Source organism: Enterobacter sp. CRENT-193, assembly GCF_002787395.1.
GTDB classification, from domain to species: Bacteria; Pseudomonadota; Gammaproteobacteria; order Enterobacterales; family Enterobacteriaceae; genus Enterobacter; species Enterobacter hormaechei_C.
The window spans coordinates 2,720,471-2,746,959 of record NZ_CP024812.1 but is presented as its reverse complement, the minus strand read 5'-3'; the positions used below and the strand labels follow the sequence as shown (position 1 = coordinate 2,746,959).

Below are 26,489 nucleotides of genomic sequence, written 5' to 3'. Positions count from 1 at the left end.
CGCATGACGCCAGAAACAGACAACGCCATCCGATCCGCCTGCCGCCGCTGCACCGAAGAAATACAGCAGGCCATGCGCAAGAAGCCTAAGCCTAACTGGAACGAAACGGTGCCTCCCATCATCAACAAGCATCACAAGAAAATTGAAGCTCTGGGAGTTAGCCTCCTTGAGTTCGTCGTTTACACAGGTCGGCTTAATCGCCGCTTCGGAGTTGAATCGTGAAAAGATTTCTTTTTACCACTGAGGTCAAGCAAGCAGAAGGTTCGCAGACCTTCAGAGTGGATGCTGAAAGCCTGGAAGAAGCCATGGAGATTCTTGAAAGTGGCGGAGGTGATATTTACGAACACGAAGTTGAGGTTGTCGATATAGGCGAATTTAAGTTCGATCGCGAAACTGACCTTGCTGACTTCGGTGATTTTCCTGAAGGCGGTGCAGCATGACCAAATACGCGAAACTGGATAGCGAAGTTTTAAGCGCTATCGGCTCTCAGCCAACCTCTTTTTCGGAGCTATTTAGCCCTTCCGTCAGGCAGGAGTGCCTCGTCATTGCTGAAGCAGAAGGAAAGCACCCGATGGACGTCTTCCGCATCCTTGATCGCCGGCTCCAGTCGCTCAGGAAGCTTGGCGTTATTCAGCACGTCAAAGGTAAAGGATGGATACAGCCATGAAATCGCAAATCACCAGGTCGCTATCGCGGCCTTTTTTATTGCTGGCGTTCACCTTCAACCGAATTAACCGACAGTTCCGGGAGCATTGAAAATGGCCGATATCATCGACACAGCAGCAGAGATTGAAGAGCTTCAGCGTAACGCTGCCCTTTCCGCTCACCGGATCAACCGCAACGCCGTATCAGCTGAGCGTTGTGAAGAATGCGACGAACCAATTCCCGAGCTGCGGCGCGCTGCCGTACCCGGCTGTCAGACGTGCGCCAGTTGCCAAGAAGAGGTTGAGTTGAAGTTAAAAATTTTCAGGTGAAGTAATATGCAGATAGTGCTTTCTTGGATCCTACTAACATTTACAAGGATATGCTCATGAGTGGAAATGAGTTCGATTATTACGACCTAACTTCAAAAATAATCATTGGGCTGGTAACCGGTATTGTAGCTGCATTCTTAACCGCTAAATTTGCCCTCAATCGATTTTACAAAGAAAAGTGGTGGGAAAAACGACTGGCCTCATTCACCGATGTAATCGATAAAGCATATAGGGTCAAAATGACTGACCGCTATTTTCTGAATCTAGAATATAGCCTCACGCAGGAACAAGATGAAACGTTTAACAGACACCCTCCTGAACAGGAAAAGTTACTCACAGACCTTTATTGGGAGGATATACAGGAACTTGAGCGAATAGCTCAACTTTCTGATTTTACGTTAACCCCAAAAGCATCTAAGTTGTTGAATAATTTTGTCAAAATGAGAGCAGAAACTCGCTCAGACTATAGGGATGATGCAATAAATTCCCTGGATGGCGCTGAAGCAGATCTTGGGGCATCAGAAACATTACTGGATGGGCTTGTGCAGGAAGCTAAAAGGGCACTGAAAATAAAGTAATATTTACAACCATTAACAACTAAATCTCACCGCCTACGGGCGGTTTTTTCTTATCTGATTTCGATTAATCAAAACGTCAACGCAGCCTCGCATACAATGCCAGGTGGCTAAGGAGTTCTCATGGCTAAGCTTCTCAACTTGCAGGAATGGGCTGCTGAGGTCTACACGACTCCACCCTCCCTTTCTACTCTGCGTAGATGGACGCGGGAGGGGCGAATTTATCCCGCGCCGGAGCTGCACGGAAAGGAATATAAAGTTCAGCCTGACGCTATCTACGTGGATCCGCGCAAGAAGAATCTGCGCGCTAAACCGAAACACACCAAACTGCCGTCCGGCGGCACCTTACTGGAGAGACTGACTCATGGCGAAAAGGCCAGTACGTTACGACGCTAACCTGCCCCGTAACCTGACCTATCGTAAAAGAGACAGACTTTACAGCTGGCGCAATCCGGTGACCGGGCAGGAGATTTCTCTTGGCCGGATTGATCGCAAGGATGCTGTTGCCCAGGCCATTGAGGCCAACAACTACATCGACCAGAATTACCTTCCCTCTTCTCTCCTGGATCGCATAAAAGACGTGCCCACTTTCACAGTGGCTGCATGGCTGGAGCGTTACGAGGTAATTCTCGAGCGTCGCGAGCTGAAACCAAACACGATGAAGGTCAGGCGAAACCAGATCGCCACCATTAAGGAAGAGTTCGGCAAAATTCCCCTCGCTTCTGTCACGACAAAGGACATCGCCTCATTCCTTGAAGCGTACATTCTCTGCGATAAAAAGAGCATGGCTTCCGGGCTCAGGTCTGTGCTGATGGACATCTTCAGGGAGGCGATCGTAGAAGGTCATGTCGACAGGAACCCGGCCGAGCCGACGCGAACGCCGACACCGAAAGTTAAGCGAGAGCGCCTGTTGCTCGAACAATTTACCGTCATCCGCCAGGCCGCGTTAACTCATTCTGACTGGGCGCCTAACGCATGCGATCTGGCACTAGTCACCGGCCAGCGTCGTGAGGATATTTCACTGTTCAGGTTCAGTGACATTAAAGACGGGAGGCTTTTCGTTACGCAGGAGAAAACAGGTCACAAACTGGCGCTTCCCCTTGATTTGAGGCTAGACGTCGCTGGGCTTGTGTTGCAGGATGTCATTGATCGATGCCGGGTTAACAACCCTTCCGACTTCATGCTTTACTCTCCTGTCCGCCGCGGGGGAAGAAAGCCGGGGCCGCTGACTCCTGACGGACTCACCCAGGCCTTTGCAGAGATAAGGGATTCGACCGGGTTAAAATTCGGACCTAACCCACCTCCTTTCCATGAGATCAGGAGCCTGGCGAGTAGGCTATACGAAAAGGAGCGCGGAGAAGAATTTGCTCAGCGTTTACTCGGCCACAAAAATTTAACAATGACAAAAAAATACCTGGACGCACGCGGTGCAGAGTATGTTATGGTTTAGACAGGATATGGAATATTCGAGTAATTTTCGGGGGATTTCGTGTTGAGACCGAAAAAACCTTTGAGAAACAAATAGATAAAAAGAGACCGAATACGATTCCTGTATTCGGTCCAGGGAAATGGCTCTTGGGAGAGAGCCGTGCGCTAAAAGTTGGCATTAATGCAGGCTCAATCGCCTTGCCCTTTAAGAATAGATGACGACGTCAGGTTTTCCAGTCCACAGTAAAAGTGGTCTGAAAAAAAGCGTCAGAACATCACTAAATGTGAAAAACCGCAGAGCTTTTACAAGCACCTGCGGTTTTTTTTTACTGGAAACCTGACGGCTAGCAGAGCTTTTCAGCGCGCTCAATAAACGGTGCCAGACTTTTCTTCTGCCCGGGGTTTGCCGGGTCATCCACCTGGATCACGCTGACAGGCTGTCCGTTACTTTTCCCGCTGGCCACCTGCTGCTCCGCTACGTCATTTAACGGATACTGCACGAGCGTACTGGGATTGATGACATACAGCGCGTTACCGGGACGGCAGGTGAGCATGACCTCTTCACGATTAAATGCCCAGTTGTCCTTGCCCACTTCAAACCGGCTGACGGTGATGACCTGCGGCGCGGCCAGCGCACTGCTGGCACAGGTGAGAAGTAAAAGAGAAAGCAGTGTCTTTTTCATATGTTATTTAACCTTGTCAGAAGGGTTCCCAGGTCGCGAACAGGCTGACGGCCGCCAGTACCAGCGCGCCCAGCACCACCTCTGCCTGTGTCATCCTGATAAAAATCTGTTGTTCCCGCCCGGCCTCCGGGCGAAAGCGTGGCACAAGAAAATACCGATTCGCCAGCGCAATTGCCACCATCATCATGACCAGCGCACATTTGAACAACAACAGCTGGACATAAGGCGCATGCCACGGCACGTTTATGCCAACAATAAAGAGCGTATTGATTATCCCGGTCAGCAGCACGCCTGCCACGGCGTAATGCCCCACGCGGGAGAAGCGCATCATGGTAAAGATAGCGGCTGGCTGCCAGCGGCCTTTCGCCAGACGCATACAAAACAGCAGCGGCAGTAAACCACCCACCCAGGTCGCGGCGCAGAGCAGATGAAGCGCATGGTTGAGACGATGCAATGCTCCCGGTGCGCCACCGTTCATCGCGGCATGTCCCACGCCCGCCAACAGCACCAGCTGCCCCATCACGAGCAGTAACAGCCGTGAGCCTTTTTGCGGGGTAAGCCATGCAGCGCCCGCCGTCACAGCGGCCAGCACCATTTGCCACAACCAGACGCCGCCAAATTGCGTTCCCAGCACGCTGCGCCAGACCGCCGGACGAATGACATCGCTCCAGCCGTTGCCCATCAACCCACTTTGCAGGCCAAACATCAGCAGAGCCGCCATCAGGCTGATTAAGGCCGCGAGTTTCTGCTGCCGCTGGAAACGCCGGGTCATGAGGCGCTGCAACGAAGACGGTGCAAACCAGACGCTGTAAAGCGCGTTGCCGAAAAGCAGCATCAGCGCAGCAAAATGGATAAAGCGTAACGCGACGTAGCTCAGGGCCAGCATACTATTTCACGCTAAAGTGATAGCTGCCCTTGGTTTTGTGGCCGTCCACGGAGACCACGTGCCAGTCCACCGTGTAGGTGCCGGTCGGCAACGGTTTCTCAAGAGGAACAATCAGCTTTGCGTTATCCTTCTCGTCACGCTTCACCGCGCCGGTCTGGATCTTGTGCTGCTGCGCGTCCGTCACCACCACGCCGCTGAAGGCAGGCTCAATGCCTTCCGAGAAGTTCAGGGTAATGACCTCTGGTGCCACCGCAACGGTATTTTCCTGCGGGGATTGCTGCTTAAGATGCGCATGGGCCAGAGCTGAGGGCGCGGTTGCTGAAGAGAGCAGAAATGCCAGCGCGCACGCGACGCGGGAAGGGGTAAAATGCATTACAATCATTCCTTTTCGTTATGCCTGAATGCTAAAGAATAACTCTGTATAATTAACGAGTCGAGGAACATCCTTTGCTCCCTTGTCATCGTGGAACAATCGCGGTAACGTTGCCGCCGCAGAAAAAGGAGAAGGAAATGAACGTTAACCTGGCCGCCCTTCCTCAGGACGAGATGGACAAAGTGAATGTCGATCTCGCCGCCGCGGGTGTCGCATTCAAAGAGCGTTACAATATGCCCGTCGTAGCTGAAGTGGTAGAGCGTGAACAACCCGCACATCTGCGCGACTGGTTTCGCGAACGTCTCATTGCGCATCGCCTCGCCTCCGTCAATCTCTCGCGCCTGCCGTACGAACCTAAAGTTAAATAAGCTTAACGTCTCGTTACACTTCCTTACGCGTTATGTGGCAGGATAAGAAAACCCTGATAAATTTAGGTGTAATCTTAAAATCCCAGCGACTTAGTGTATAAGGAAGTCACGATGTCACGATGGAATATTGCCGCGGCTCAGTATGCTCCGCGGCACAACTGTGTTGATGAGCACGTAAAACATCACCTGCACTTTATTGCCGAAGCTGCCTGGCATGGGTGCGATTTGATCGTCTTTCCGGAGCTTTCGCTTACCGGCCCAGGCGGAACATCCTTACCCCCACCTCCTGACGATTTGCAGCTTGCCCCCCTCCTTCACGCCGCCCAGTCACGTTTCATCACGGTGATTGCTGGTATTACGCTCCAGCAACACGGCCAGCGCCAGAAAGGACTCGCGCTTTTCACCCCTAACCTGTCGACCATCCGGCGTTATCCGCAGGGCAACGGTGCGGGTGTTATTCCTGGCGATAAAAGGTTAACCATCGTGGATAACCAGGCTGACGCCCCGGAACTGGACCCGGAGGCAACGCTGTTCACCAGCAGCCTGGCCGTGGGCGAGCACCGCTGGCGACAATCGATCGGTTCGTTACAACGCTTCGCGCACAAGTACGCCATCGCGGTATTAATGGCGAACGCGCGCGGCGGTAGCGCGTTATGGGATGAAAAAGGTCAGCTGATTGTACGTGCCGATAAGGGAGAACTGCTGCTAACCGGTTCTTTAGGCCAACAGGGTTGGCAAGGCGATATCATTCCATTAGGCTAGGCATTTTAGGATCAGGAGCGATCAATGCTGCGCGTTATCGATACCGAAACCTGTGATTTGCAGGGTGGAATTGTGGAAGTCGCTTCTGTCGACGTGATTGACGGAAAGATAGTCAACCCAATGAGCCATCTGGTGCGCCCGGATCGTCCCATCAGTGCGCAGGCGATGGCTATACATCGCATTACGGAATCGATGGTGGCGGATAAGCCGTGGATTGAAGAGATCATCCCTCTTTACCACGGTAGCCAGTGGTATGTCGCCCATAACGCCAGCTTTGACCGCCGCGTGCTGCCGGAGATGCCCGGCGAATGGATTTGCACCATGAAGCTGGCGCGCCGTCTGTGGCCAGGGATCAAATACAGCAATATGGCGCTGTATAAGTCGCGCAAACTCAGCGTGCGGACGCCGGAAGGGCTGCATCATCACCGTGCCCTCTATGACTGCTACATCACCGCAGCGCTCCTGATTGATATCATGAATACTTCCGGCTGGACGCCAGACGATATGGCGACCATTACCGGGCGCCCCGCGCTACTGACTACCTTTACGTTCGGTAAATATCGCGGGAAGCCAGTATCGGAAGTGGCGGACAAAGATCCGGGCTATCTGCGCTGGCTGTACAACAACCTCGACAGAATGAGCCCGGAACTGCGCCTGACGCTGAAGCATTATTTAGGCGAAGCCTGAGTCCCCGCCCGGCCTGGCAGCGTATCCTGCGCCAGGCCAATCAAAAAGGCGTACTCCAGCGCCACCCCTTCATAGGATTTAAATCGCCCTGATTTCCCTCCGTGCCCTGAGTCCATATCGGTACACAGCAGCAGCAGATTATCGTCAGTTTTCAGCTCACGCAGCTTCGCCACCCATTTCGCGGGCTCCCAGTACTGCACCTGGGAATCGTGCAGGCCGGTGGTCACCAGCATATGCGGATAGGCTTTCGCCTCGATGTTATCGTACGGGCTGTACTCTTTCATGTAGCGATAATAGGTTTCATCCTGCGGATTCCCCCACTCCTCAAACTCCCCGGTGGTCAGTGGAATGGACTCATCCAGCATGGTCGTCACCACGTCCACAAACGGCACCTGGGCGATAACGCCTTTAAACAGTTCAGGCCGCTGGTTGATCACGGCGCCCATTAGCATGCCCCCGGCGCTGCCCCCCATGCCAAAGCAGAGCTGCGGATCGCCATAACCCTGCGCGATCAGCGCATCGCAGACATCAAGGTAGTCGTTAAAGGTATTTTTCTTTTTGAGAAATTTTCCGTCTTCATACCAGTGCTGACCCAGTTCGCCGCCCCCGCGAATATGGGCAATCGCATAAACAAAACCGCGGTCGAGCAGGCTCAGCCTGCTGCTGCTGAAATCGGCGTCCATGCTTGATCCATAGGAGCCATAGCCATAGACGAGGATGGGGTTTTTACCTTTGTTGAAGTGCGCCTTGTGATAGACGAGCGATACAGGGACTTCAACGCCGTCGCGTGCGCTCACCCACAGGTGCTCACTGCGATAATTTTCCGACTCAAAACCCCGGACCTCAGCCTGTTTAATCACCTGACGCTGCCCGGTGTCCATATCCAGTTCAAACAACGTATCCGGGGTGGTCATCGACGAATAGCCGTACCGCAGGCGGGACGATTCCGGTTCCGGGTTAAAGCCGATCCACGTTACGTAAGCCGGGTCATCGAACGCAATGCCCACCACTTCGCGGGTTTTGCGGTTGATTTGGCGGATACTGGTCAGTCCGCGCTGACGCTCTTCCACCACCAGCCAGTCGGTAAACAGGGTGAACCCCTCCAGCATCACCTGATCGCGCGCGGGAATTAACACTTCCCATTTGCGTTCATCGCGCACTTTGGTTTTATAAAGGCCAAAGTTTTTGCCCTCGCGGTTCGAACGCAGGTAAAAGCTGTGCTGGAAGTGATCCAGGCTGTACTCATGATCTTTACGGCGCGGCAGGAAGCACAGCGGCTGCGCATCCGGCAGCTCTGCATCCAGCAGCAGCACTTCTGAAGTGGTGGCGCTGGAGAGGAAAATGATCACGTAGTGGCGAGACGACGTTTTGTGCAGGCTGACATAGAACGTCTCGTCTTTTTCCTCGTAGACTAATTCATCGTCGGCGGAATCGGTCCCCACCGTATGACGCCAGACCTGATAAGGCAGCAGCGTTGAGGCATGCTTTTTAACGTAGTAGACCGTTTCTGAATCGTTACCCCAGACGAAATCGGGGGAGACATTATCCAGCATTTCGGGATACCAGTTTCCCGTTTCAAGATTGCGGAAACGCAAACCGTACTGGCGGCGGGAGAGGTAATCCTCAGCCAGCGCCATAATGGCGTTATCGGGGGAAATGGACATGCCGCCCAGCGTATAAAACTCACTGTGGGCAGCACGTTTGTTGGCATCCAGCAGGATCTCCCATTCGTCCCACTCGGCGCTCAGCACAGACTGGCGCTGGTAGATGGGATATTCGTTTCCCGGCTCATAAATATGGCGATAGCGATAACCGTTTTTGCACCACGGGGCAGAGACATCACGCTGGGGGATACGCTGCACCATTTCGTTCAGGAGCTGATCCTGAAGCGCCTGCTGGCTGGCCATGACCTGGCGGCCATAGTCGTTTTCCTCGTGCAGATAGTCGAGCACCTCTGGCCGGGAACGTGAATCGTCCCGCAGCCAGTAGTAGTTATCGATACGCGTATCGCCATGCGTGGTGATCGCATAAGGAGTACGTCGGGCTTTTGGAGGCATGGCATTCTTACTTTTTCGTTTTACATCCTATAAGGTTGGCAAAACACGCGTATGATGCAAGCGAAACATGGCCTTCTAGCCCGCGAGAGTCTGCTTCTGCTGCTGAATATCCTGCTCAATTCCCTCGCGAACGTCCTGGGGGATCTTCAGCGCATCGCCCAGGGCGTTCAGGTAGCTGCGCTCCATAAAGTGATCGATATCGATGGCGGCACAGCTCAGAAAATAGAGCTCCAGCGCCTCTTCTTTGTTTTTCACGCCTTGCGCCAGACGCTGCGGATCGAGCGGCTGTTCGATGGCCTGCGCCACCAGCGCCCTGCCCTGCTCCTCAACGCCCGCTTCCCGCATCTGCTGTTCAATTGCGGCACGTTCACTGGCATCAATATGCCCGTCACTCTTGGCCGCAAAGACCAGAGCGAGGATCAGCCGCTCGGTGCGTAAATCTAACGGCGATACCTGCTTCCCGTACTGCGGTTCATCCTGATGCGCGTTGCGCACCTTATCTTTGTATTTGCTCCATAAGACGGAACCTGCAATAGCCCCTCCGCCCGCCAGCAGCGCGCCGGTACCGTATTTGGTAAGCAGTTTCCGCGATGATTTATTGGCAACCAGCAAACCGGCCAGCCCGCCGAGCGCACCCGGCACCAGCAGCTTGCTCAGACCCTGCTCGCCCGACGACGAGCCTTTTTGTCCCAACAGGGATTGCAGTTGATTCATCCAGCCTGACATATTTTTCCTCACGTAACAGTGCGTAACCTTCACAGCCTAAGCGAGCGGGTGTCAGGAAATGTCTGTCAGTGCTAAAGAAGCGCAAATTTCACCGCTGTCCGTATATCCCCATACAAGACAGACGCAAACGTTTTCGTTTATACTGCCCGCATCTTTTTCAGGGGGATTTTTATGACTCGTTTAGGAACCGCGCTGCGCCCTGCCGCGACGCGCGTCATGCTGTTGGGATCGGGTGAACTGGGTAAAGAAGTGGCCATTGAATGCCAGCGTTTGGGCGTGGAGGTGATTGCAGTGGACCGTTACGCGAACGCCCCTGCCATGCACGTTGCGCATCGCTCGTACGTCATCGATATGCTTGACGGCAATGCGCTGCGGGCGTTAATTGCCGAGGAAAAACCGGATTTCGTGGTGCCTGAAATTGAGGCCATTGCCACTGAGATGCTGGTTGCCCTTGAGCAGGAAGGCCAGCGCGTAGTGCCTTGCGCCACTGCGGCAAAACTGACCATGAACCGGGAAGGCATTCGTCGCCTGGCGGCAGAAGAATTACAGCTCCCGACCTCCAGCTACCGTTTTGCCGGGGATAAAGCTGCGTTTCTCCAGGCCGTCGAAGAGATTGGCTACCCGTGCATCATTAAGCCGGTAATGAGCTCCTCCGGCAAAGGGCAGAGCTTTATCCGCGACAGCAGCACGCTGGACCAGGCCTGGGACTATGCCCAGCAGGGCGGTCGTGCCGGTGCCGGGCGCGTCATCGTGGAAGGCGTGGTGAAGTTTGATTTCGAAATTACCCTGCTTACCGTCAGTGCCGTGGACGGCGTTTATTTCTGCGACCCGATTGGTCATCGTCAGGAAGACGGCGATTATCGAGAATCCTGGCAGCCGCAGCAGATGAGCGCGCTGGCGCTGGCACGCGCGCAGGAGATCGCCCGCAAGACGGTGCTGGCGCTGGGCGGCTACGGCCTGTTCGGCGTGGAATTGTTTGTTTGCGGCGACGAGGTGATCTTCAGCGAAGTCTCCCCTCGCCCGCACGATACCGGGATGGTTACGCTGATTTCACAGGATCTCTCCGAGTTCGCGCTGCACGTGCGCGCTTTCCTCGGCCTGCCGGTTGGCGGCATCCGTCAATACGGCCCGGCAGCCTCCGCGGTGATCCTGCCGCAGCTGACCAGCCAGAATGTCAGCTTTGATAACGTCGAAGGTGCGGTTGGTGCAGGCTTACAGGTCAGACTGTTCGGCAAACCGGAGATCGACGGAAGCCGTCGTCTGGGCGTGGCATTAGCAACCGGGGAAAACGTGGACGAAGCCGTCGCGAGAGCGAAAATAGCGGCTGCGAACGTCAGCGTAGCAGGATAAAAAAACGGGCCGAAAGGCCCGTTTTAACTGTCTGGCTGGCCGGGTTAGGCGCAGCCGACACCCGGCAAACAAACTTACTGTTTCGCGCCTTCTACCGCTTCGCGAGCCAGTTTAGTGATGCGATCCCAGTCGCCTGCTTCCAGCGCATCCGCCGGAACCAGCCAGGAGCCACCGATGCACAGCACGCTTTTCAGCGCCAGGTAGTCACGGTAGTTTGCCGGAGAGATGCCGCCCGTTGGGCAGAAACGCACCTGGGAGAATGGGCCCGCAATCGCCTGCAACGCTTTGGTGCCGCCGTTCGCTTCAGCCGGGAAGAATTTGAATTCTTTCAGGCCGTAGTCCATGCCCAGCATCAGTTCAGAAACGGTGCTGATACCCGGGATCAGCGGAATAGAACCTTCGGTTGCGGCTTTCAGCAGGGGCTCGGTCAGCCCCGGGCTGATGGCAAACTGTGCGCCCGCTTCGGTCACTTCCGCCAGCTGCTGCGCATTCAGAACCGTACCTGCACCGATGATCGCTTCCGGCACTTCTTTGGCGATAGCGCGAATCGCATCCATCGCACAGGCCGTACGCAGGGTCACTTCCAGAACACGAACGCCACCCGCAACCAGCGCCTTCGCCATTGGGACAGCGTGCTCAAGTTTGTTGACCACAATAACCGGCACGACAGGGCCAGTAGTCAGGATTGCTTCTGCACTTGTTTTCCAGTTTTTCATCAGAGTTTTCTCTCGCCAGATCGTTAAAATCAAGTCGTCTTAAAACGTAATACAGGTTGCGCCCTGCTCCGCACCGGAGAGTTTCTCACGCAATGCACCAAACATTTCGCGTCCGGTACCCACGCGGGATGCGCTCAGGTCAGGAATATGTGGCTGACGCGCCGCCAGCTCTGCTTCGTCCACCAGCAGGGTTAACTCGCCTGTCTGACCGTTAACGCGGATCATGTCACCATCACGCACTTTCGCCAGCAGGCCGCCGTCGTAGGCTTCCGGGGTGACATGAATCGCTGAAGGCACTTTACCGGATGCCCCCGAGAGGCGTCCATCGGTCACCAGTGCAATTTTGAAACGGCGGTCCAATAATACACCAAGCGGCGGCATAAGTTTATGTAATTCTGGCATCCCGTTCGCTTTTGGTCCCTGATGACGCACCACGACCACACAGTCTTTATCAAGCAGACCCGCGTCAAAAGCAGGTAAAACGTCGTGCTGGCTTTCAAACACCACCGCCGGGGCTTCAATCACCTGATTCTCTTCCGGCACGGCAGAGGTTTTCATCACGGCACGTCCAAGGTTACCGCTCAGCACTTTGGTGCCGCCGTGAGGAGAGAACGGCTGTTCGAAGGTTGCGATAACCTGAGGATCGAGCGAGTCGCTCGCCCCTTCGCGCCAGTCCAGCTCACCGTTGTTCAGCCAGGGTTCAAGGGTATAGCGATGCAGGCCAAAGCCCGCCACCGTGTTGACATCCTCATGCAGCAGGCCGCCTTTCAGCAGCTCGCGCATCAGCACCGGCACGCCGCCCGCGGCCTGGAAGTGGTTGATGTCCGCCGGACCGTTCGGGTACAGACGCGCCATCAGCGGTACCACAGAGGAGATATCGGAGAAGTCATCCCAGTTAATCAGAATGCCCGCCGCGCGCGCCATCGCGACAAGGTGCATGGTATGGTTGGTTGAACCGCCGGTCGCCAGCAGGGCGACAATCCCGTTTACGATAACTTTTTCATCCACCATTTTGCCCATTGGCATCCACTCGTTGCCGTTACCGGTCAGGCGCGTCACCTGACGGGCTGCGGCTTCGGTCAGCGCTTTACGCAGTGGCGCATCCGGCTGGATGAACGACGAGCCCGGTAGCTGCATCCCCATAAACTCCACCACCATCTGGTTGGTGTTGGCCGTACCGTAGAACGTACAGGTGCCCGGCGCGTGATAAGACGCGGCTTCCGCTTCCAGCAGTGCCTGACGGTCCGCTTTTCCTTCGGCATACAGCTGACGGATACGGACTTTTTCCTTGTTTGGCAGACCGCTTGCCATCGGGCCTGACGGCACAAAAATCGCTGGCAGGTGGCCAAACGACAGCGCGGCCATCACCAGCCCCGGGACGATTTTGTCGCACACGCCCAGATAGAGCGCGCCATCAAACATATTGTGAGACAGGCCCACTGCCGCTGACATGGCGATCACTTCGCGGCTCAGCAGGGACAGCTCCATACCGTCCTGGCCCTGGGTTACGCCATCACACATGGCCGGCACGCCGCCTGCAACCTGGCCCACCGCGTTCACGCTGTGCAGCGCATTGCGGATGATAGACGGGTAGACCTCATACGGCTGGTGGGCTGAAAGCATGTCGTTATAGGAGGTAATGATGGCGATATTGTTACGCAACATGCTTTTCAGCGCGTCTTTATCACCAGGCTGGCAGGCTGCAAAGCCGTGGGCCAGATTCCCGCAGGCCAGCTGTGAGCGATGGACCGTTTCACTCTTCGCCTGTTCGATGCGGGCAAGGTAGGCAGCACGGGTCTCTTTCGAGCGTTCAACAATGCGTTGTGTTACGCGTAACAATGTCGGATTCATAAAAGCTCCTCTAATTTATCTGTCCAGGCTCGGGAGTTTACACAGTTTCTGACGGTTGTTAACAACGCTGAAACGCCTGATATCCGGAGCACAGGGGCAAAATGTCTGAAGGGAGTGTAATAAAAAAAGCTCCGCGGGTGAATCCACGCGGAGCTTAAAAGATAAAAATTATGCCACTTGCTGTGTTAGATCATGTTACCGGTAAAATAACACCTTTGGGCTAGAGAAGGTGGTTATTCAAACTCGTTCCAGGAGCGGCCATCACGGGTGATCATCGCAACGGAGGCGACAGGTCCCCATGTTCCCGCCTGATACGGTTTTGGCGCGTCCTGATCGGCTGCCCACGCTTCGGTGATGGAGTCGACCCACTTCCACGCCTCTTCCACTTCATCGCGGCGGACGAACAGCGCCTGGATACCACGCATGGTTTCCAGCAGCAGACGCTCGTAAGCGTCGGCCAGATGCGTCTGGTTGAAGGTTTCAGAGTAGCTCAGGTCGAGCTTGGTGGTTTGCAGGTTGTGTTTGTGATCAAGACCCGGCACTTTGTTCAGGATCTGAATATCCACACCCTCGTCCGGTTGCAGACGGATGGTCAGTTTATTCTGCGGCAGTTCCTGCCAGGATTCTTTGAACAGGTTCAGTTCCGGATTTTTGAAGTAGACCACCACTTCGGAGCATTTTGCCGGCAGACGTTTCCCGGTACGCAGGTAGAACGGCACACCGGCCCAGCGCCAGTCGTCGATATCCACGCGGATCGCCACAAACGTCTCGGTGTTGCTGGACTTGTTCGCGCCCTCTTCTTCCAGATAGCCAGGAACTTTTTTCCCCTGGGCAAAACCTGCGGTGTACTGGCCGCGCACGGTTTTCTCACGCACGTTGGAGCGGTCAATACGGCGCAGTGATTTCAGCACTTTCACTTTGGCGTCACGAATGCTGTCGGCCGTCAGATCTGACGGTGGAGACATGGCAATCATGCACAGAATTTGCAGCAGGTGGTTCTGGATCATGTCACGCATCTGGCCGGCCTGGTCGAAGTAGCCCCAACGGCCTTCGATGCCCACCTCTTCCGCCACGGTAATTTCCACGTGGTCGATAGTGCGGTTGTCCCAGTTGTTCACAAACAGGGAGTTGGCAAAACGCAGCGCCAGCAGGTTCAGTACCGTCTCTTTGCCCAGATAGTGGTCAATACGGTAAACCTGACACTCCTCAAAGAACTCGCCTACCTGGTCGTTGATTTCACGCGAGGTCGCCAGCGACGTACCCAGCGGTTTCTCCATCACTACGCGCGCCGGTTTGGCGTTCAGCTTCGCCTCGCCCAGACCTTTGCAGATGGCGCCGAAGGTGCTTGGCGGCATGGCGAAATAGTTAATAGTGACACGATTTTCCTGGTCAAGCATTTCACCCAGACGGGTAAAGGCGCCTACATCGTTGACGTCCAGGTTGCAGAAATCGAGACGCCCGCTCAGCTTACCCCAAAGGCTTTCATCGATTTTCTCTTTCATGAACGTTTCGAGCGCCTCACGCACGACTTTGGTATAAGCCTCCTTATCCCAGTCTGCGCGCCCTACCCCAAGGATCCGGGTGTCGGGATGGATCTGGCCCGCTTTTTCGAGCTGATACAGGGAAGGCAGCAATTTTCGGCGTGCAAGATCGCCTTTCGCGCCGAAAATGACCAGGTCACATGCCTGGGCTGTTTGCGTTACCGCCATGTCATTCTCCTCAGTTAGATCGCCTGGTACTCTGCCAGGTATCGTTGTAATTTTATTACAATGCACTGTACTGCTTTTACGCGTTTCCTGAAACCATTAGCGCTTAACGTCGCGTGCGATACGGTGATTTTTCGTCGCCTGGGCCATTACGCCCGTCTGATGACGCAACAAACGTCGATTCTTTGCGCAACGGGGTCAGAGCAAAACCCGACGTCGATCAAGTAATGAAAAAAAACAACAACATTTCTTGTCGACGATTACCCTTTCGGGAGTCCTGGGGGTAATATCGGCTAAATCGAATCAAGGTTTCATCTCTTTATGAAATCGTTTATGCCCTCATGAGCGTCTTGTTAACAATGAACATGCTGGAAAAAATCCAGTTTCAACTGGAACACCTTAGCAAATCCGAGCGCAAAGTGGCTGAAGTTATTCTCGCCGCGCCCGCTCAGGCGATTCATTCAAGCATCGCCGCTCTGGCACAGGAATCGGGCGTCAGCGAACCGACGGTCAATCGATTCTGTCGTAGTCTGGACACGCGCGGCTTTCCTGATTTTAAACTGCATCTGGCCCAAAGTCTGGCAAACGGCACCCCGTATGTTAATCGCAATGTCGATGAAGACGACAGCGTTGATGCATACACCGCAAAAATATTTGAATCGGCAATGGCCACGCTCGACCACGTTCGCCAGTCTCTGGACATGAGTTCAGTAAATCGCGCGGTCGATCTTCTCACGCAGGCCAAACGGATTGCCTTCTTTGGCCTTGGCTCGTCCGCCGCCGTGGCGCATGACGCCATGAATAAGTTCTTTCGCTTTAACGTGCCGGTGATTTACTCCGATGACATTGTGCTGCAACGCATGAGCTGTATGAATTGTAGCGAAGATGATGTCGTGGTACTCATCTCTCATACGGGCCGCACCAAGAGCCAGGTGGAGCTGGCGCAGCTCGCGCGTGACAACGATGCGATGGTCATCGCCCTGACGACGGCAGGTACGCCGCTCGCCCGGGAAGCGACGCTCGCCATTACCCTGGACGTACCGGAGGATACCGACATGTACATGCCGATGGTCTCCCGCCTGGCGCAGTTGACGGTCATCGACGTACTGGCGACCGGTTTTACCTTACGCCGGGGCGCAAAATTCCGGGATAACTTGAAGCGGGTCAAGGAAGCCCTGAAAGAATCGCGTTTTGATAAAGAATTGCTTATAAAGAGCGATGTTCCCTAATAACGACGAAGTACGATTTACGGCATTCGGTCCCCTCGCTACTGCCTTGCGATAGATGAAGGCCGATTCTATGTTCACGCAACACCAAAGTTGTTTCAGTCAACGGAGTATTACATGTCCAGAAGGCTTCGCAGAACCAAGATCGTCACCACCTTAGGCCCGGCCACCGACCGCGATAATAACCTCGAAAAGATTATCGCCGCGGGTGCTAACGTGGTGCGTATGAACTTCTCTCACGGTACGCCAGAAGACCATAAATTACGTGCCGACAAAGTGCGTGAAATCGCAGCTAAACTGGGCCGCCATGTTGCTATCCTCGGTGACCTGCAAGGTCCAAAAATCCGCGTATCGACCTTTAAAGAAGGCAAAGTCTTCCTCAACATCGGCGATAAATTCCTGCTGGACGCCAACCTGAGCAAAGGCGAAGGCGATAAGGAAAAAGTGGGTATCGACTACAAAGGTCTGCCTGCTGACGTTGTGCCTGGCGACATCCTGCTGCTGGACGACGGACGCGTACAGCTGAAAGTGCTGGAAGTTCAGGGTATGAAGGTGTTCACCGAAGTGACCGTCGGCGGCCCGCTCTCCAACAACAAAGGCATCAACAAACTCGGCGGTGGCCTGTCTGCCGAAGCGCTGACCGATAAAGACAAAGCGGATATCGTGACCGCAGCGCAGATCGGCGTGGATTATCTGGCCGTCTCCTTCCCGCGCTGCGGTGAAGATCTGAACTATGCTCGCCGCCTGGCGCGCGATGCAGGCTGCGATGCGAAAATCGTTGCAAAAGTGGAACGCGCTGAAGCGGTCTGCGATCAGGACGTGATGGACGACGTGATCCTGGCGTCTGACGTGGTGATGGTTGCCCGTGGTGACCTGGGCGTGGAAATTGGCGACCCTGAACTGGTCGGTATCCAGAAAGCGCTGATCCGTCGCGCGCGTCAGCTGAACCGCGCGGTGATCACCGCCACCCAGATGATGGAATCCATGATCACCAACCCAATGCCGACCCGTGCAGAAGTCATGGACGTGGCGAACGCCGTGCTGGATGGTACTGACGCGGTGATGCTGTCAGCGGAAACCGCGGCGGGCCAGTATCCGGCGGAAACCGTGGCCGCCATGGCGCGCGTCTGCCTGGGTGCAGAGAAGATCCCAAGCATTAACGTCTCCAAGCACCGCCTGGATATCCAGTTCGACAATGTGGAAGAAGCGATTGCGATGTCCGCGATGTACGCAGCCAACCACCTGAAAGGGGTCACGGCGATCATCACCATGACCGAATCTGGCCGTACCGCGCTAATGACGTCCCGTATCAGCTCCGGTCTGCCGATCTTCGCCATGTCCCGTCACGAGCGTACGCTGAACCTGACGGCGCTGTATCGCGGCGTGACGCCAGTATACTTCGACAGCACCAACGACGGCGTGGCCGCCGCGCACGATGCCGTGAACCTGCTGCGCGACAAAGGTTATCTGGTATCCGGTGATATCGTTATCGTGACGCAGGGTGACGTGATGAGCACCATCGGCTCAACCAATACCACCCGCGTACTGACCGTAGAGTAAGCTCTGATCCCCTCTCCCCTAAGGGGAGAGGGGTGAAGGTTTCCTATTTCTTCGGGAAAAGTTCTTTACGCTTGTACGGCTCTGTTTCGCCAGGTTTACGCGTTTTGAGCAGCTTCAGGATCCACGTATATTGCTCCTTATGCGGCCCCACCAGCACTTCCACCTCTTCATTCATGCGGCGTGCGATGGTGTGATCGTCTGCGGTCAGCAGATCGTCCATCGGCGGACGTACCTCAATGCTCAGGCGATGCGTTTTACCGTCATAAGCCGGGAACAGTGGGATCACGCGGGCGCGGCAGACTTTCATCAGGCGACCAATCGCTGGTAGCGTGGCTTTATAGGTTGCGAAGAAATCGACAAACTCGCTGTGCTCAGGACCATGGTCCTGATCGGGCAGATAGTAGCCCCAGTAACCCTGACGTACCGACTGAATGAAAGGCTTAATGCCATCGTTTCGGGCGTGCAAGCGTCCGCCAAAGCGACGGCGCACGGTATTCCAGACGAAATCGTAGATTTTGTTTCCCTGATTATGGAACATCGCCGCCATTTTCTGGCCCTGCGACGCCATTAACATCGCCGGAATGTCGACCCCCCAGCCGTGCGGCACCAGGAAAATCACCTTTTCATCATTGCGACGCATCTCGTCGATGATCTCCAGCCCTTTCCAGTCAACGCGTTCGACGATCTTCTCCGGCCCTTTCAGTGCCAGTTCCGCCATCATCGCCATCGCCTGCGGCGCAGTGGTATACATGTCATCAATGATTGCTTCGCGTTCAGCGTCGCTTTTATCCGGGAAACAGTACAACAGGTTTATTTGCGCGCGTCGGCGCGCGCTTTTACCCAAGCGCCCTGCCAGGCGCCCCACTTTACCGAGCACCGGATCGCGGAGGGAAGCAGGTAGCAACGCCATGCCAGCAAACGCGTATACGCCAATCCAGGCGCCCCAGTTACGCGGGTGGCGAAAAGATTTTTCAAACTCAGGAATGTACTCAATATTGTTTTTTTTGGTTTCCATGCGGGTTCCAGGGTCTGGTGACGCAAAAATATATGCGGATAGTGTAGCGAGGCTGCCGCCCGCGCACAAAAGAAAAAGCCGGCGCATACTGACGCCGGCTTTTTAAATCAGGAGAGCTTAGTCGAAGCGCAGCTGCGGCATCACCTCTTTCACCTGCGCCAGGTAATCTTTGCGATCTTTTCCGGTCAGCCCTTCGGTGCGCGGCAGTTTCGCCGTCAGCGGGTTAACCGCCTGCTGGTTGATCCACACTTCATAGTGCAGGTGCGGCCCCGTCGACCGGCCGGTGTTACCGGACAGCGCGATGCGATCGCCACGTTTCACCTTCTGGCCCGGTTTGACCAGCAGTTTACGCAGGTGCATGTAGCGGGTGGTGTACGTACGACCGTGACGAATAGCAACGTAATAGCCAGCAGCACCGCTGCGTTTCGCCATGACCACTTCACCATCTCCTACCGCCAGCACTGGCGTGCCCTGCGGCATAGCGAAGTCAACGCCACGGTGCGGCGCTACGCGGCCCGTTACCGGGTTCAGACGACGCGGGTTAAAGTTGGAGGAGACGCGGAACTGTTTCGCCGTTGGGAAACGCAGGAAGCCTTTTGCCAGACCCGTACCGCTGCGGTCATAGAACTTACCGTCTTCCGCGCGAATAGCGTAGTAGTCTTTGCCGTCTGAACGCAGACGAACGCCCACCAGCTGGCTCTGCTCGCGCTTACCGTCCAGCATTTCGCGGGACATCAGGACAGAGAACTGATCGCCTTTTTTCAGTTTGCGGAAATCCATCTGCCACTGCATGGCTTTGATCACCGAGCTGATTTCAGCGCTGGTCAGGCCGGCATCGCGTGCGCTGGAAACAAAGCTGCCGCCGACGGTCCCTTTCATGACGCTGTTAACCCAGTCGCCCTGCTGCAATTCACTGGTCATTTTGAAACCGTTTGCAGTGCGATCGTAGGTGCGGGTTTCGCGACGGGACATCTCCCAGGTCAAACGTTGCAGATCGCCGTCGGGCGTTAAGGTCCAGGAAAGTTGCTGACCAATTTTCAGGTTACGCAGCTCTTTATCGGATGCGGCGAGCTGGCTGATGTTGCCCATGTCGATACCGTACTGGTTCAGGACGCTGCTCAGCGTATCGCCAGTGGATACAACATATTCATGAATGCCAGCTTCATTCTGGATCTTGTCATCCAGCTCATCCTGGGGAATCGCTTCATCTTCCTGAGCGGCCTGATCGATAGGCTCGCTGGCCTCGGGCAGCAGAGAGCGGATCTCGCTCTTCTCCAGTTCGATGGTTTTGATGATTGGGGCGGAACTCGGGTGGTAAACATAGGGCCGCCAGACGGCGACCGCTAATGTGAGAACTGTAAGCGACCCCAGCATAACGCGGTGGGGTCGAGGCAGATTGTTAAATGCCAGGGCGACAGAGCGGGCTATCTGTTGCACGTATTCACTTCCTCGTTAATCTCCTTTCAGGCAGCTCGCATACTGATTCGCCAGTTGGCTGAGGAACTGCGAATAGCTCGCTTTGCTCAACTGGATGTTCGTACCTAGCGGGTCAAGGGTTCCCATGCGCACGGATGTTCCCCTGGCCACGGCTTCTACGACCGCTGGCCTGAACTGTGGCTCAGCAAAAACGCATGTCGCTTTTTGCTCAACCAACTGTGTTCTGATTTCATGTAAACGCTGCGCACCAGGCTGAATTTCAGGGTTGACGGTAAAATGCCCCAGCGGGGTCAGACCGTAATGTTTCTCGTAATACCCGTAGGCATCATGAAAAACGAAGTACCCTTTTCCTTTAAGCGGTGCGAGCTCGTTACCCACCTGTTTGTCGGTTGCGGCTAATTGAGCCTCAAAATCCTTCAGGTTGGCGTCGAGTTTGATTCGACTTTGCGGCATAAGTTCCACTAATTTGTCGTGGATTGCAACCGCTGTAAGCCGCGCTATCTCTGGGGAGAGCCAGAGATGCATGTTGTATTCACCGTGATGGTGATGGTCGTCACCTTTTTCACCATGAGCATGGTCGTGGTCATGCTCATCACCCTCGTCCTCAGCTCCTTTCATGAGTAACGGTTTCACGCCGGACAGCCCGGCAATCGTCACCTGTTTCTCAGCGGGAAGCTGTCTGGCTGACTTCTGCATGAACGCTTCCATCTCAGGACCAATCCAGACGACTAAGTCCGCGTTCTGTAAGCGTTTTACATCAGATGGACGCAGAGAATAATCATGCTCGGAAGCCCCGTCAGGCAGCAGAACCTGTGTCTCAGTGACCCCGTCCGCGATGGCAGAGGCGATAAATCCAAGCGGTTTAAGCGAAGCGACAACAGCGGCGTTAACATCTTGTGCTGTTGTACCCCAAAGAGCAGCGGATAAAGCTGCGAAAAGAAGCGTATTTTTCTGTAACATAATGCGACTAATCATCGTAATGAATGCGTGGAATGTGATATTATAACATTCGATGACTTCTGCAAGCTTAAATTGACATGACGACTTTAGTTTCTCTTGAAAATGTTTCGGTCTCATTCGGCCAGCGCCGCGTCCTTTCTGACGTGTCGCTGAATCTGAAGCCCGGCAAAATACTCACGCTGCTCGGCCCTAACGGTGCAGGCAAATCGACGCTGGTGCGCGTCGTATTAGGCCTGGTAGCCCCTGACGCAGGTGTTATCGTCCGCGAAGACAAATTGCGTATCGGCTATGTGCCGCAAAAATTACATCTTGATGCCACCCTGCCCCTGACGGTGAGCCGCTTCCTGCGCCTCCGTCCCGGTACGCGTAAAGCGGATATCCTCCCGGCGCTGAAACGCGTTCAGGCGGGACATCTTGTTGAGGCGCCCTTGCAAAAGCTGTCGGGCGGTGAAACCCAGCGCGTATTGCTTGCCCGTGCCCTGCTCAGCAGCCCTCAGCTGCTGGTCCTGGACGAGCCGACGCAGGGTGTTGACGTCAACGGTCAGGTTGCGCTGTACGATCTGATTGACCAGCTCCGTCGGGAGCTTAACTGCGCGGTGCTGATGGTCTCCCATGATCTGCATCTAGTGATGGCCAAAACCGACGAAGTGCTGTGCCTGAACCATCACATTTGTTGTTCCGGCACGCCGGAAGTGGTGTCAATGCATCCCGAATTTATCTCCATGTTTGGCCATCGTGGCGCCGAACAGCTGGGCATCTATCGCCATAATCACAATCACCGCCATGATTTACAGGGACGAATTGTCCTGCGTCGGGGAAATGGACACTCATGATTGAACTGTTACTGCCCGGCTGGCTGGCCGGGATTATGCTTGCCTGCGCCGCGGGTCCACTCGGCTCGTTTGTCGTCTGGCGCAGAATGTCCTATTTCGGCGATACGCTGGCCCATGCTTCATTGCTGGGTGTCGCGTTTGGTTTATTACTGGACGTGAACCCGTTTTATGCGGTGATTGTCGTCACGCTGCTGCTGGCTGCCGGTCTGGTCTGGCTGGAAAAACGCCCTCACCTGGCAATTGATACCCTGCTCGGCATTATGGCGCACAGCGCCCTGTCGCTGGGCCTGGTGGTAGTGAGCCTGATGTCAAACATCCGCGTAGATCTGATGGCCTACCTGTTTGGCGATCTGCTGGCCGTCACCCCCGAAGATCTCATTTCCATTGCCATTGGCGTGGCGGTGGTGCTCGGGATCCTGCTGTGGCAGTGGCGGAGTTTACTGGCGATGACCGTCAGCCCGGATCTGGCCTTTGTCGACGGCGTGAAGCTTCAGCGTGTGAAGCTGCTGTTGATGCTGGTGACGGCGTTAACCATCGGCGTGGCGATGAAATTTGTTGGCGCGCTGATCATCACGTCGCTGCTGATAATTCCTGCCGCCACGGCGCGCCGTTTTGCGCGTACGCCGGAGCAAATGGCCGGTATCGCGGTGATTATCGGAATGATTGCGGTGACGGGCGGGTTAACCTTCTCGGCGTTTTATGACACGCCAGCGGGGCCGTCGGTGGTATTGTGCGCGGCGGTGTTGTTTATTTTCAGTATGATGAAAAAGACCGCGCAGTAGTCAGCATGTCCCCGGTGGCGCTTCGCTTACCGGGGCTAGAATTTATCGCTACTTACGGCATCGCGGGCGGCGTAATGCCGAAATGATTCCATGCCCGCACCGTCGCCATACGACCGCGCGGGGTACGCTGCAAGAAGCCTTGCTGGATCAGATACGGCTCCAGCACATCTTCGATAGTCTCACGCTCTTCGCCAATTGCCGCCGCCAGGTTATCCAGCCCTACTGGCCCGCCAAAGAACTTATCCAGCACCGCCAGCAGCAGCTTACGGTCCATATAGTCAAAACCTTCAGCATCGACGTTCAGCATATCCAGCGCCTGGGCGGCGATCTCGGCCGATATAGTGCCGTCGTGCTTCACCTCGGCAAAGTCACGCACCCGGCGCAGCAGGCGGTTGGCGATACGCGGCGTACCGCGGGAGCGCTTCGCCACTTCAAACGCCCCCTCTTCGCTCATATCCAGCCCCATGTAGCGCGCGCTGCGCCCCACAATATGCTGAAGGTCGGGCACCTGATAAAACTCCAGACGCTGCACGATACCAAAACGGTCACGCAGTGGAGAGGTCAGCGAGCCGGCGCGGGTCGTGGCGCCAATCAGGGTAAACGGTGGCAGATCGATTTTGATCGAGCGCGCGGCCGGACCTTCACCGATCATGATATCCAGCTGGTAATCCTCCATTGCCGGATAGAGCACTTCCTCCACCACCGGCGACAGGCGATGGATCTCGTCGATAAACAGCACGTCATGCGGTTCGAGGTTGGTCAGCATCGCCGCCAGGTCCCCTGCTTTCTCCAGTACCGGGCCGGAAGTGGTACGCAGGTTAACGCCCATTTCGTTGGCGACGATATTCGCCAGGGTGGTTTTACCTAACCCCGGCGGACCAAAAATCAGCAGGTGATCGAGCGCATCGCCGCGCAGCTTTGCCGCCTGGATGAAAATCTCCATCTGAGAACGAACCTGCGGCTGGCCGATATACTCATCCAGCAGTTTGGGACGGATCGCGCGATCCACCACGTCATCTGGCTGAATGGTGCCTGCCGATACCAGGCGGTCTGCTTCAATCATCCTTTACCTCACAATGCAGCGCGCAGCGCTTCACGAATCAGGGTTTCACTGCTGGCATCCGGTTTAGCAATTTTGCTCACCATCCGGCTGGCCTCCTGAGGTTTATAGCCCAGCGCCACCAGCGCGGCAACCGCTTCCTGCTCGGCATCATCATCCGATGCAGGCGCGCCCGGGGAAGTCAGCACCAGATCGGCTGCCGGCGTGAACAGATCGCCATGCAGACCTTTAAAGCGGTCCTTCATCTCGACAATTAAACGCTCGGCAGTTTTCTTCCCGATGCCCGGAAGTTTAATTAACGCAGCCGGATCTTCACGCTCAACGGCGTTCACAAACTGTGGCGCTGACATACCGGACAGAATCGCAAGCGCCAGCTTCGGCCCGACGCCGTTGGTTTTGATCAATTCGCGGAACAGGGTGCGTTCCTGTTTGTTATTGAATCCGTACAGCAGCTGAGCGTCTTCACGCACCACAAACTGGGTAAAGACAACCGCCTCTTTGCCCGCCTCCGGAAGCTCGTAGAAGCAGGTCATCGGCATATGGACTTCATAGCCCACGCCACCCACTTCCAGCAGCACTAACGGGGGTTGTTTTTCAATGATGATGCCTCTGAGTCTGCCTATCACGTGACGCTCCTGCGTTCTGGAAGAAATTATCTGCCGACATAATAAAAAAAGGCTGGATAAACATCCAGCCTGATTTGTCATTATCGTAACCTGCCTCGCGCCAGATTGAGCCGCGACTCGCTCATTTGCATCGCATTCTGGCTGACGTGACAGTGGGTAATCGCAATGGCCAGCGCATCCGCGGCGTCGGCCTGCGGGTTCGCAGGGAGCTTCAGCAGGGTACGCACCATGTGCTGCACCTGGCTTTTCTCCGCGCTACCAATGCCCACCACCGTCTGCTTAACCTGACGGGCCGCATACTCGAACACCGGCAGATCCTGGTTCACGGCGGCAACAATCGCCACGCCGCGCGCCTGACCGAGCTTTAACGCCGAGTCAGCGTTTTTCGCCATAAAGACCTGCTCGATGGCGAAATAGTCCGGCTGAAACTGAGTGATGATCTCCGACACGCCCGCATAGATGAGCTTCAGGCGCGACGGCAGATCGTCCACTTTGGTGCGAATACACCCACTGCCGAGGTAGGTTAACTGGCGTCCCACCTGACGGATAACGCCATACCCGGTGACGCGTGAGCCTGGGTCAATCCCGAGGATAATCGACATCACGCGTCTCCTGTAACGGATCTACACGCTCTCATCAGAGAGTCGCTGCAACCTCATCAGAGATTTCACCGTTGTGGTACACTTCCTGTACGTCGTCGCAGTCTTCGAGCATGTCGATCAGACGCAGCAGTTTCGGTGCGGTTTCCGCATCCATGTCCGCTTTGGTAGACGGGATCATGGAGACTTCAGCGTTATCCGCCTTCAGGCCAGCCGCTTCCAGCGCATCGCGCACGGCACCCATCTCTTCCCATGCGGTGTAAACATCAATAGCGCCGTCGTCGTAGGTCACCACGTCTTCCGCACCGGCTTCCAGCGCCGCTTCCATGATCGCATCTTCGTCGCCTTTCTCGAAGGAGATGACGCCTTTTTTGCTGAACAGGTACGCTACAGAACCGTCAGTGCCCAGGTTGCCGCCGGTTTTGGTGAACGCGTGGCGCACTTCCGCAACGGTACGGTTACGGTTGTCGGACAGACACTCAACCATCACCGCCGTACCGCCAGGACCGTAACCTTCATAAATGATGGTTTCCATGTTCGCGTCTTCATCACCGCCCACGCCACGTGCGATTGCACGGTTCAGGGTGTCACGCGTCATGTTGTTGGACAGGGCTTTATCCACCGCTGCGCGCAGACGTGGGTTAGAGGCCGGATCGCCGCCGCCCAGACGCGCCGCTGTCACCAGCTCACGAATGATTTTGGTAAAGATTTTACCGCGTTTGGCATCCTGTGCCGCTTTGCGGTGTTTGGTGTTGGCCCACTTACTATGACCTGCCATAAAAAGTTCTCCAAAAATCGCGCCTTCTCAGGCAGCGTTAATTACAAATTCTTCAATCGCCTGCCGGTTGCTCCACGACTTGGTCAGTGCGGCGGCATCCGCCGCATCCACCCAGCGGTAGGTCAGGTGTTCCGTGAACACGATCTCCCGCTCATGGGGAAGCGCAAGGCAGAACCATGATTCCGTATTGCGCTCAATTCCCGGTGCATAGCGATGACGTAAATGGCTAAAAATTTCAAACTCCACCGTGCGCTGACAGTCCTTCAGGGTCAGTTGCTCGTAAGCAACATCAATGGCGACCTCTTCCTTTACTTCACGCGCGGCGGCCTGCGGTGCGGTCTCCCCCTCTTCCAGGCTGCCGGTAACCGACTGCCAGAAATCCGGATCGTCGCGCCGCTGCAACATCAGCACCCGCTTCGTGTCTTCTGCATAAATGACCACCAGAACCGAAACGGGACGCTTATATGCCAT

At 55.4% G+C, this 26,489-nt stretch carries 31 protein-coding genes; 15 read left to right on the top strand and 16 right to left on the bottom strand.

Features of this window, described 5'->3' with window-relative positions:
- Window positions 1-3 precede the first annotated feature (3 nt).
- The 7 genes from CU081_RS13605 to CU081_RS13575 all read left to right on the top strand — a co-directional run bounded on the left by CU081_RS13605 (window position 4) and on the right by CU081_RS13575 (window position 2,999).
- Window positions 4-222, top strand: coding sequence for a hypothetical protein (locus CU081_RS13605; RefSeq protein WP_047720562.1), 219 nt, complete (start codon window positions 4-6; stop codon window positions 220-222).
- The gene (locus tag CU081_RS13600; protein WP_047725134.1) at window positions 219-440 is read left to right on the top strand and encodes a hypothetical protein; all 222 of its coding nucleotides are present in this window, start codon (window positions 219-221) and stop codon (window positions 438-440) included. Before CU081_RS13605 ends, CU081_RS13600 begins: the two co-directional genes overlap by 4 nt.
- The gene (locus CU081_RS13595) at window positions 437-667 is read left to right on the top strand and encodes a hypothetical protein (protein ID WP_047725137.1); all 231 of its coding nucleotides are present in this window, start codon (window positions 437-439) and stop codon (window positions 665-667) included. Before CU081_RS13600 ends, CU081_RS13595 begins: the two co-directional genes overlap by 4 nt.
- Before the next feature lie 91 nt (window positions 668-758).
- Window positions 759-974 (top strand): TraR/DksA family transcriptional regulator, encoded by a 216-nt coding sequence (locus CU081_RS13590; protein ID WP_053004013.1) that lies wholly within the window; start codon window positions 759-761, stop codon window positions 972-974.
- 56 nt (window positions 975-1,030) lie between these two features.
- Window positions 1,031-1,552 carry a hypothetical protein gene (locus CU081_RS13585; protein ID WP_047725139.1) on the top strand — a complete coding sequence of 174 codons (522 nt, stop codon included), beginning with the start codon at window positions 1,031-1,033 and terminating at the stop codon, window positions 1,550-1,552.
- A 120-nt stretch (window positions 1,553-1,672) separates the two neighbouring features.
- The gene (locus CU081_RS13580) at window positions 1,673-1,945 is read left to right on the top strand and encodes an excisionase (RefSeq protein WP_023300430.1); all 273 of its coding nucleotides are present in this window, start codon (window positions 1,673-1,675) and stop codon (window positions 1,943-1,945) included.
- Window positions 1,914-2,999, top strand: coding sequence for a tyrosine-type recombinase/integrase (locus CU081_RS13575; protein WP_039268953.1), 1,086 nt, complete (start codon window positions 1,914-1,916; stop codon window positions 2,997-2,999). The genes CU081_RS13580 and CU081_RS13575 overlap by 32 nt, the downstream gene beginning before the upstream one ends.
- A 322-nt stretch (window positions 3,000-3,321) precedes the next feature.
- Here the strand turns inward: CU081_RS13575 and CU081_RS13570 are convergent, their stop codons facing one another.
- From CU081_RS13570 to yobA, 3 genes are read right to left on the bottom strand one after another with little or no spacing between them, the layout of a single operon-like run.
- Window positions 3,322-3,660 (bottom strand): YebY family protein, encoded by a 339-nt coding sequence (locus CU081_RS13570; protein WP_003859787.1) that lies wholly within the window; start codon window positions 3,658-3,660, stop codon window positions 3,322-3,324.
- Window positions 3,661-3,676: 16 nt separating this feature from the next.
- Window positions 3,677-4,546: a copper homeostasis membrane protein CopD gene (gene copD, locus CU081_RS13565; RefSeq protein WP_022651438.1), complete on the bottom strand. Its 870-nt coding sequence runs from the start codon at window positions 4,544-4,546 to the stop codon at window positions 3,677-3,679.
- Between the two features lies 1 nt (window position 4,547).
- Window positions 4,548-4,919, bottom strand: a complete 372-nt coding sequence (yobA, locus tag CU081_RS13560) for a CopC domain-containing protein YobA (RefSeq protein WP_022651439.1) — start codon at window positions 4,917-4,919, stop codon at window positions 4,548-4,550.
- 137 nt (window positions 4,920-5,056) lie between these two features.
- Here yobA and CU081_RS13555 point away from each other — a divergent pair, with 137 nt between their 5' ends.
- The 3 genes from CU081_RS13555 to exoX all read left to right on the top strand — a co-directional run bounded on the left by CU081_RS13555 (window position 5,057) and on the right by exoX (window position 6,736).
- The gene (locus CU081_RS13555) at window positions 5,057-5,287 is read left to right on the top strand and encodes a DNA polymerase III subunit theta (RefSeq protein WP_003859784.1); all 231 of its coding nucleotides are present in this window, start codon (window positions 5,057-5,059) and stop codon (window positions 5,285-5,287) included.
- A 111-nt stretch (window positions 5,288-5,398) separates the two neighbouring features.
- On the top strand, window positions 5,399-6,049 hold the full coding sequence (locus CU081_RS13550) for a carbon-nitrogen hydrolase family protein (RefSeq protein ID WP_003859783.1): 651 nt from the start codon (window positions 5,399-5,401) through the stop codon (window positions 6,047-6,049).
- A gap of 24 nt (window positions 6,050-6,073) precedes the next feature.
- Complete coding sequence (gene exoX / locus CU081_RS13545) at window positions 6,074-6,736, top strand: exodeoxyribonuclease X (protein WP_015570288.1); 663 nt, start codon at window positions 6,074-6,076, stop codon at window positions 6,734-6,736.
- Here the strand turns inward: exoX and ptrB are convergent.
- Together ptrB and CU081_RS13535 are read right to left on the bottom strand one after the other, a co-directional pair.
- On the bottom strand, window positions 6,718-8,793 hold the full coding sequence (gene ptrB / locus CU081_RS13540; protein ID WP_022651440.1) for an oligopeptidase B: 2,076 nt from the start codon (window positions 8,791-8,793) through the stop codon (window positions 6,718-6,720). The genes exoX and ptrB overlap by 19 nt on opposite strands.
- Window positions 8,794-8,868: 75 nt before the next feature.
- Complete coding sequence (locus CU081_RS13535; protein ID WP_022651441.1) at window positions 8,869-9,519, bottom strand: tellurite resistance TerB family protein; 651 nt, start codon at window positions 9,517-9,519, stop codon at window positions 8,869-8,871.
- A gap of 171 nt (window positions 9,520-9,690) precedes the next feature.
- Here CU081_RS13535 and purT point away from each other — a divergent pair, with 171 nt between their 5' ends.
- Window positions 9,691-10,869 carry a formate-dependent phosphoribosylglycinamide formyltransferase gene (gene purT, locus CU081_RS13530; RefSeq protein WP_022651442.1) on the top strand — a complete coding sequence of 393 codons (1,179 nt, stop codon included), beginning with the start codon at window positions 9,691-9,693 and terminating at the stop codon, window positions 10,867-10,869.
- A 74-nt stretch (window positions 10,870-10,943) separates the two neighbouring features.
- Here purT and kdgA read toward each other — a convergent pair whose 3' ends face one another.
- The 3 genes from kdgA to zwf all read right to left on the bottom strand — a co-directional run bounded on the left by kdgA (window position 10,944) and on the right by zwf (window position 15,145).
- Window positions 10,944-11,585 (bottom strand): bifunctional 4-hydroxy-2-oxoglutarate aldolase/2-dehydro-3-deoxy-phosphogluconate aldolase, encoded by a 642-nt coding sequence (gene kdgA, locus CU081_RS13525; RefSeq protein ID WP_003859774.1) that lies wholly within the window; start codon window positions 11,583-11,585, stop codon window positions 10,944-10,946.
- Between the two features lie 39 nt (window positions 11,586-11,624).
- On the bottom strand, window positions 11,625-13,436 hold the full coding sequence (edd, locus tag CU081_RS13520; protein WP_015570284.1) for a phosphogluconate dehydratase: 1,812 nt from the start codon (window positions 13,434-13,436) through the stop codon (window positions 11,625-11,627).
- A 233-nt stretch (window positions 13,437-13,669) separates the two neighbouring features.
- Entirely contained in the window at window positions 13,670-15,145 is a 1,476-nt protein-coding gene (gene zwf, locus CU081_RS13515) for a glucose-6-phosphate dehydrogenase (protein ID WP_022651443.1), read from the bottom strand.
- Between the two features lie 356 nt (window positions 15,146-15,501).
- Between zwf and CU081_RS13510 the strand changes: the two genes are divergently transcribed.
- Window positions 15,502-16,371 carry a MurR/RpiR family transcriptional regulator gene (locus tag CU081_RS13510; RefSeq protein ID WP_003859769.1) on the top strand — a complete coding sequence of 290 codons (870 nt, stop codon included), beginning with the start codon at window positions 15,502-15,504 and terminating at the stop codon, window positions 16,369-16,371.
- Window positions 16,372-16,485: 114 nt separating this feature from the next.
- Window positions 16,486-17,928, top strand: coding sequence for a pyruvate kinase (pyk, locus tag CU081_RS13505; protein ID WP_058647327.1), 1,443 nt, complete (start codon window positions 16,486-16,488; stop codon window positions 17,926-17,928).
- 43 nt (window positions 17,929-17,971) lie between these two features.
- Here the strand turns inward: pyk and lpxM are convergent, their stop codons facing one another.
- The 3 genes from lpxM to znuA all read right to left on the bottom strand — a co-directional run bounded on the left by lpxM (window position 17,972) and on the right by znuA (window position 21,340).
- Complete coding sequence (lpxM, locus tag CU081_RS13500; RefSeq protein ID WP_022651444.1) at window positions 17,972-18,943, bottom strand: lauroyl-Kdo(2)-lipid IV(A) myristoyltransferase; 972 nt, start codon at window positions 18,941-18,943, stop codon at window positions 17,972-17,974.
- A 117-nt stretch (window positions 18,944-19,060) separates the two neighbouring features.
- A complete protein-coding gene (gene mepM / locus CU081_RS13495; protein ID WP_003859762.1) occupies window positions 19,061-20,380 on the bottom strand; it encodes a murein DD-endopeptidase MepM in 1,320 nt (439 codons plus the stop codon).
- A gap of 15 nt (window positions 20,381-20,395) precedes the next feature.
- Complete coding sequence (znuA, locus tag CU081_RS13490; protein ID WP_003859760.1) at window positions 20,396-21,340, bottom strand: zinc ABC transporter substrate-binding protein ZnuA; 945 nt, start codon at window positions 21,338-21,340, stop codon at window positions 20,396-20,398.
- 77 nt (window positions 21,341-21,417) lie between these two features.
- Here znuA and znuC point away from each other — a divergent pair, with 77 nt between their 5' ends.
- Both znuC and znuB read left to right on the top strand, forming a co-directional pair.
- The gene (znuC, locus tag CU081_RS13485) at window positions 21,418-22,173 is read left to right on the top strand and encodes a zinc ABC transporter ATP-binding protein ZnuC (RefSeq protein WP_003859757.1); all 756 of its coding nucleotides are present in this window, start codon (window positions 21,418-21,420) and stop codon (window positions 22,171-22,173) included.
- Window positions 22,170-22,955 carry a zinc ABC transporter permease subunit ZnuB gene (gene znuB / locus CU081_RS13480; RefSeq protein ID WP_003859755.1) on the top strand — a complete coding sequence of 262 codons (786 nt, stop codon included), beginning with the start codon at window positions 22,170-22,172 and terminating at the stop codon, window positions 22,953-22,955. Before znuC ends, znuB begins: the two co-directional genes overlap by 4 nt.
- A gap of 52 nt (window positions 22,956-23,007) precedes the next feature.
- Here the strand turns inward: znuB and ruvB are convergent, their stop codons facing one another.
- The 5 genes from ruvB to nudB form a co-directional block, all read right to left on the bottom strand.
- Window positions 23,008-24,018, bottom strand: coding sequence for a Holliday junction branch migration DNA helicase RuvB (gene ruvB, locus CU081_RS13475; RefSeq protein WP_003859753.1), 1,011 nt, complete (start codon window positions 24,016-24,018; stop codon window positions 23,008-23,010).
- 8 nt (window positions 24,019-24,026) lie between these two features.
- Window positions 24,027-24,641 (bottom strand): Holliday junction branch migration protein RuvA, encoded by a 615-nt coding sequence (gene ruvA, locus CU081_RS13470; protein ID WP_003859751.1) that lies wholly within the window; start codon window positions 24,639-24,641, stop codon window positions 24,027-24,029.
- Between the two features lie 80 nt (window positions 24,642-24,721).
- A complete protein-coding gene (gene ruvC, locus CU081_RS13465; RefSeq protein ID WP_003859749.1) occupies window positions 24,722-25,243 on the bottom strand; it encodes a crossover junction endodeoxyribonuclease RuvC in 522 nt (173 codons plus the stop codon).
- Window positions 25,244-25,277: 34 nt separating this feature from the next.
- Window positions 25,278-26,018, bottom strand: a complete 741-nt coding sequence (locus CU081_RS13460; protein ID WP_003859747.1) for a YebC/PmpR family DNA-binding transcriptional regulator — start codon at window positions 26,016-26,018, stop codon at window positions 25,278-25,280.
- A 27-nt stretch (window positions 26,019-26,045) separates the two neighbouring features.
- Complete coding sequence (nudB, locus tag CU081_RS13455) at window positions 26,046-26,489, bottom strand: dihydroneopterin triphosphate diphosphatase (protein ID WP_003859745.1); 444 nt, start codon at window positions 26,487-26,489, stop codon at window positions 26,046-26,048.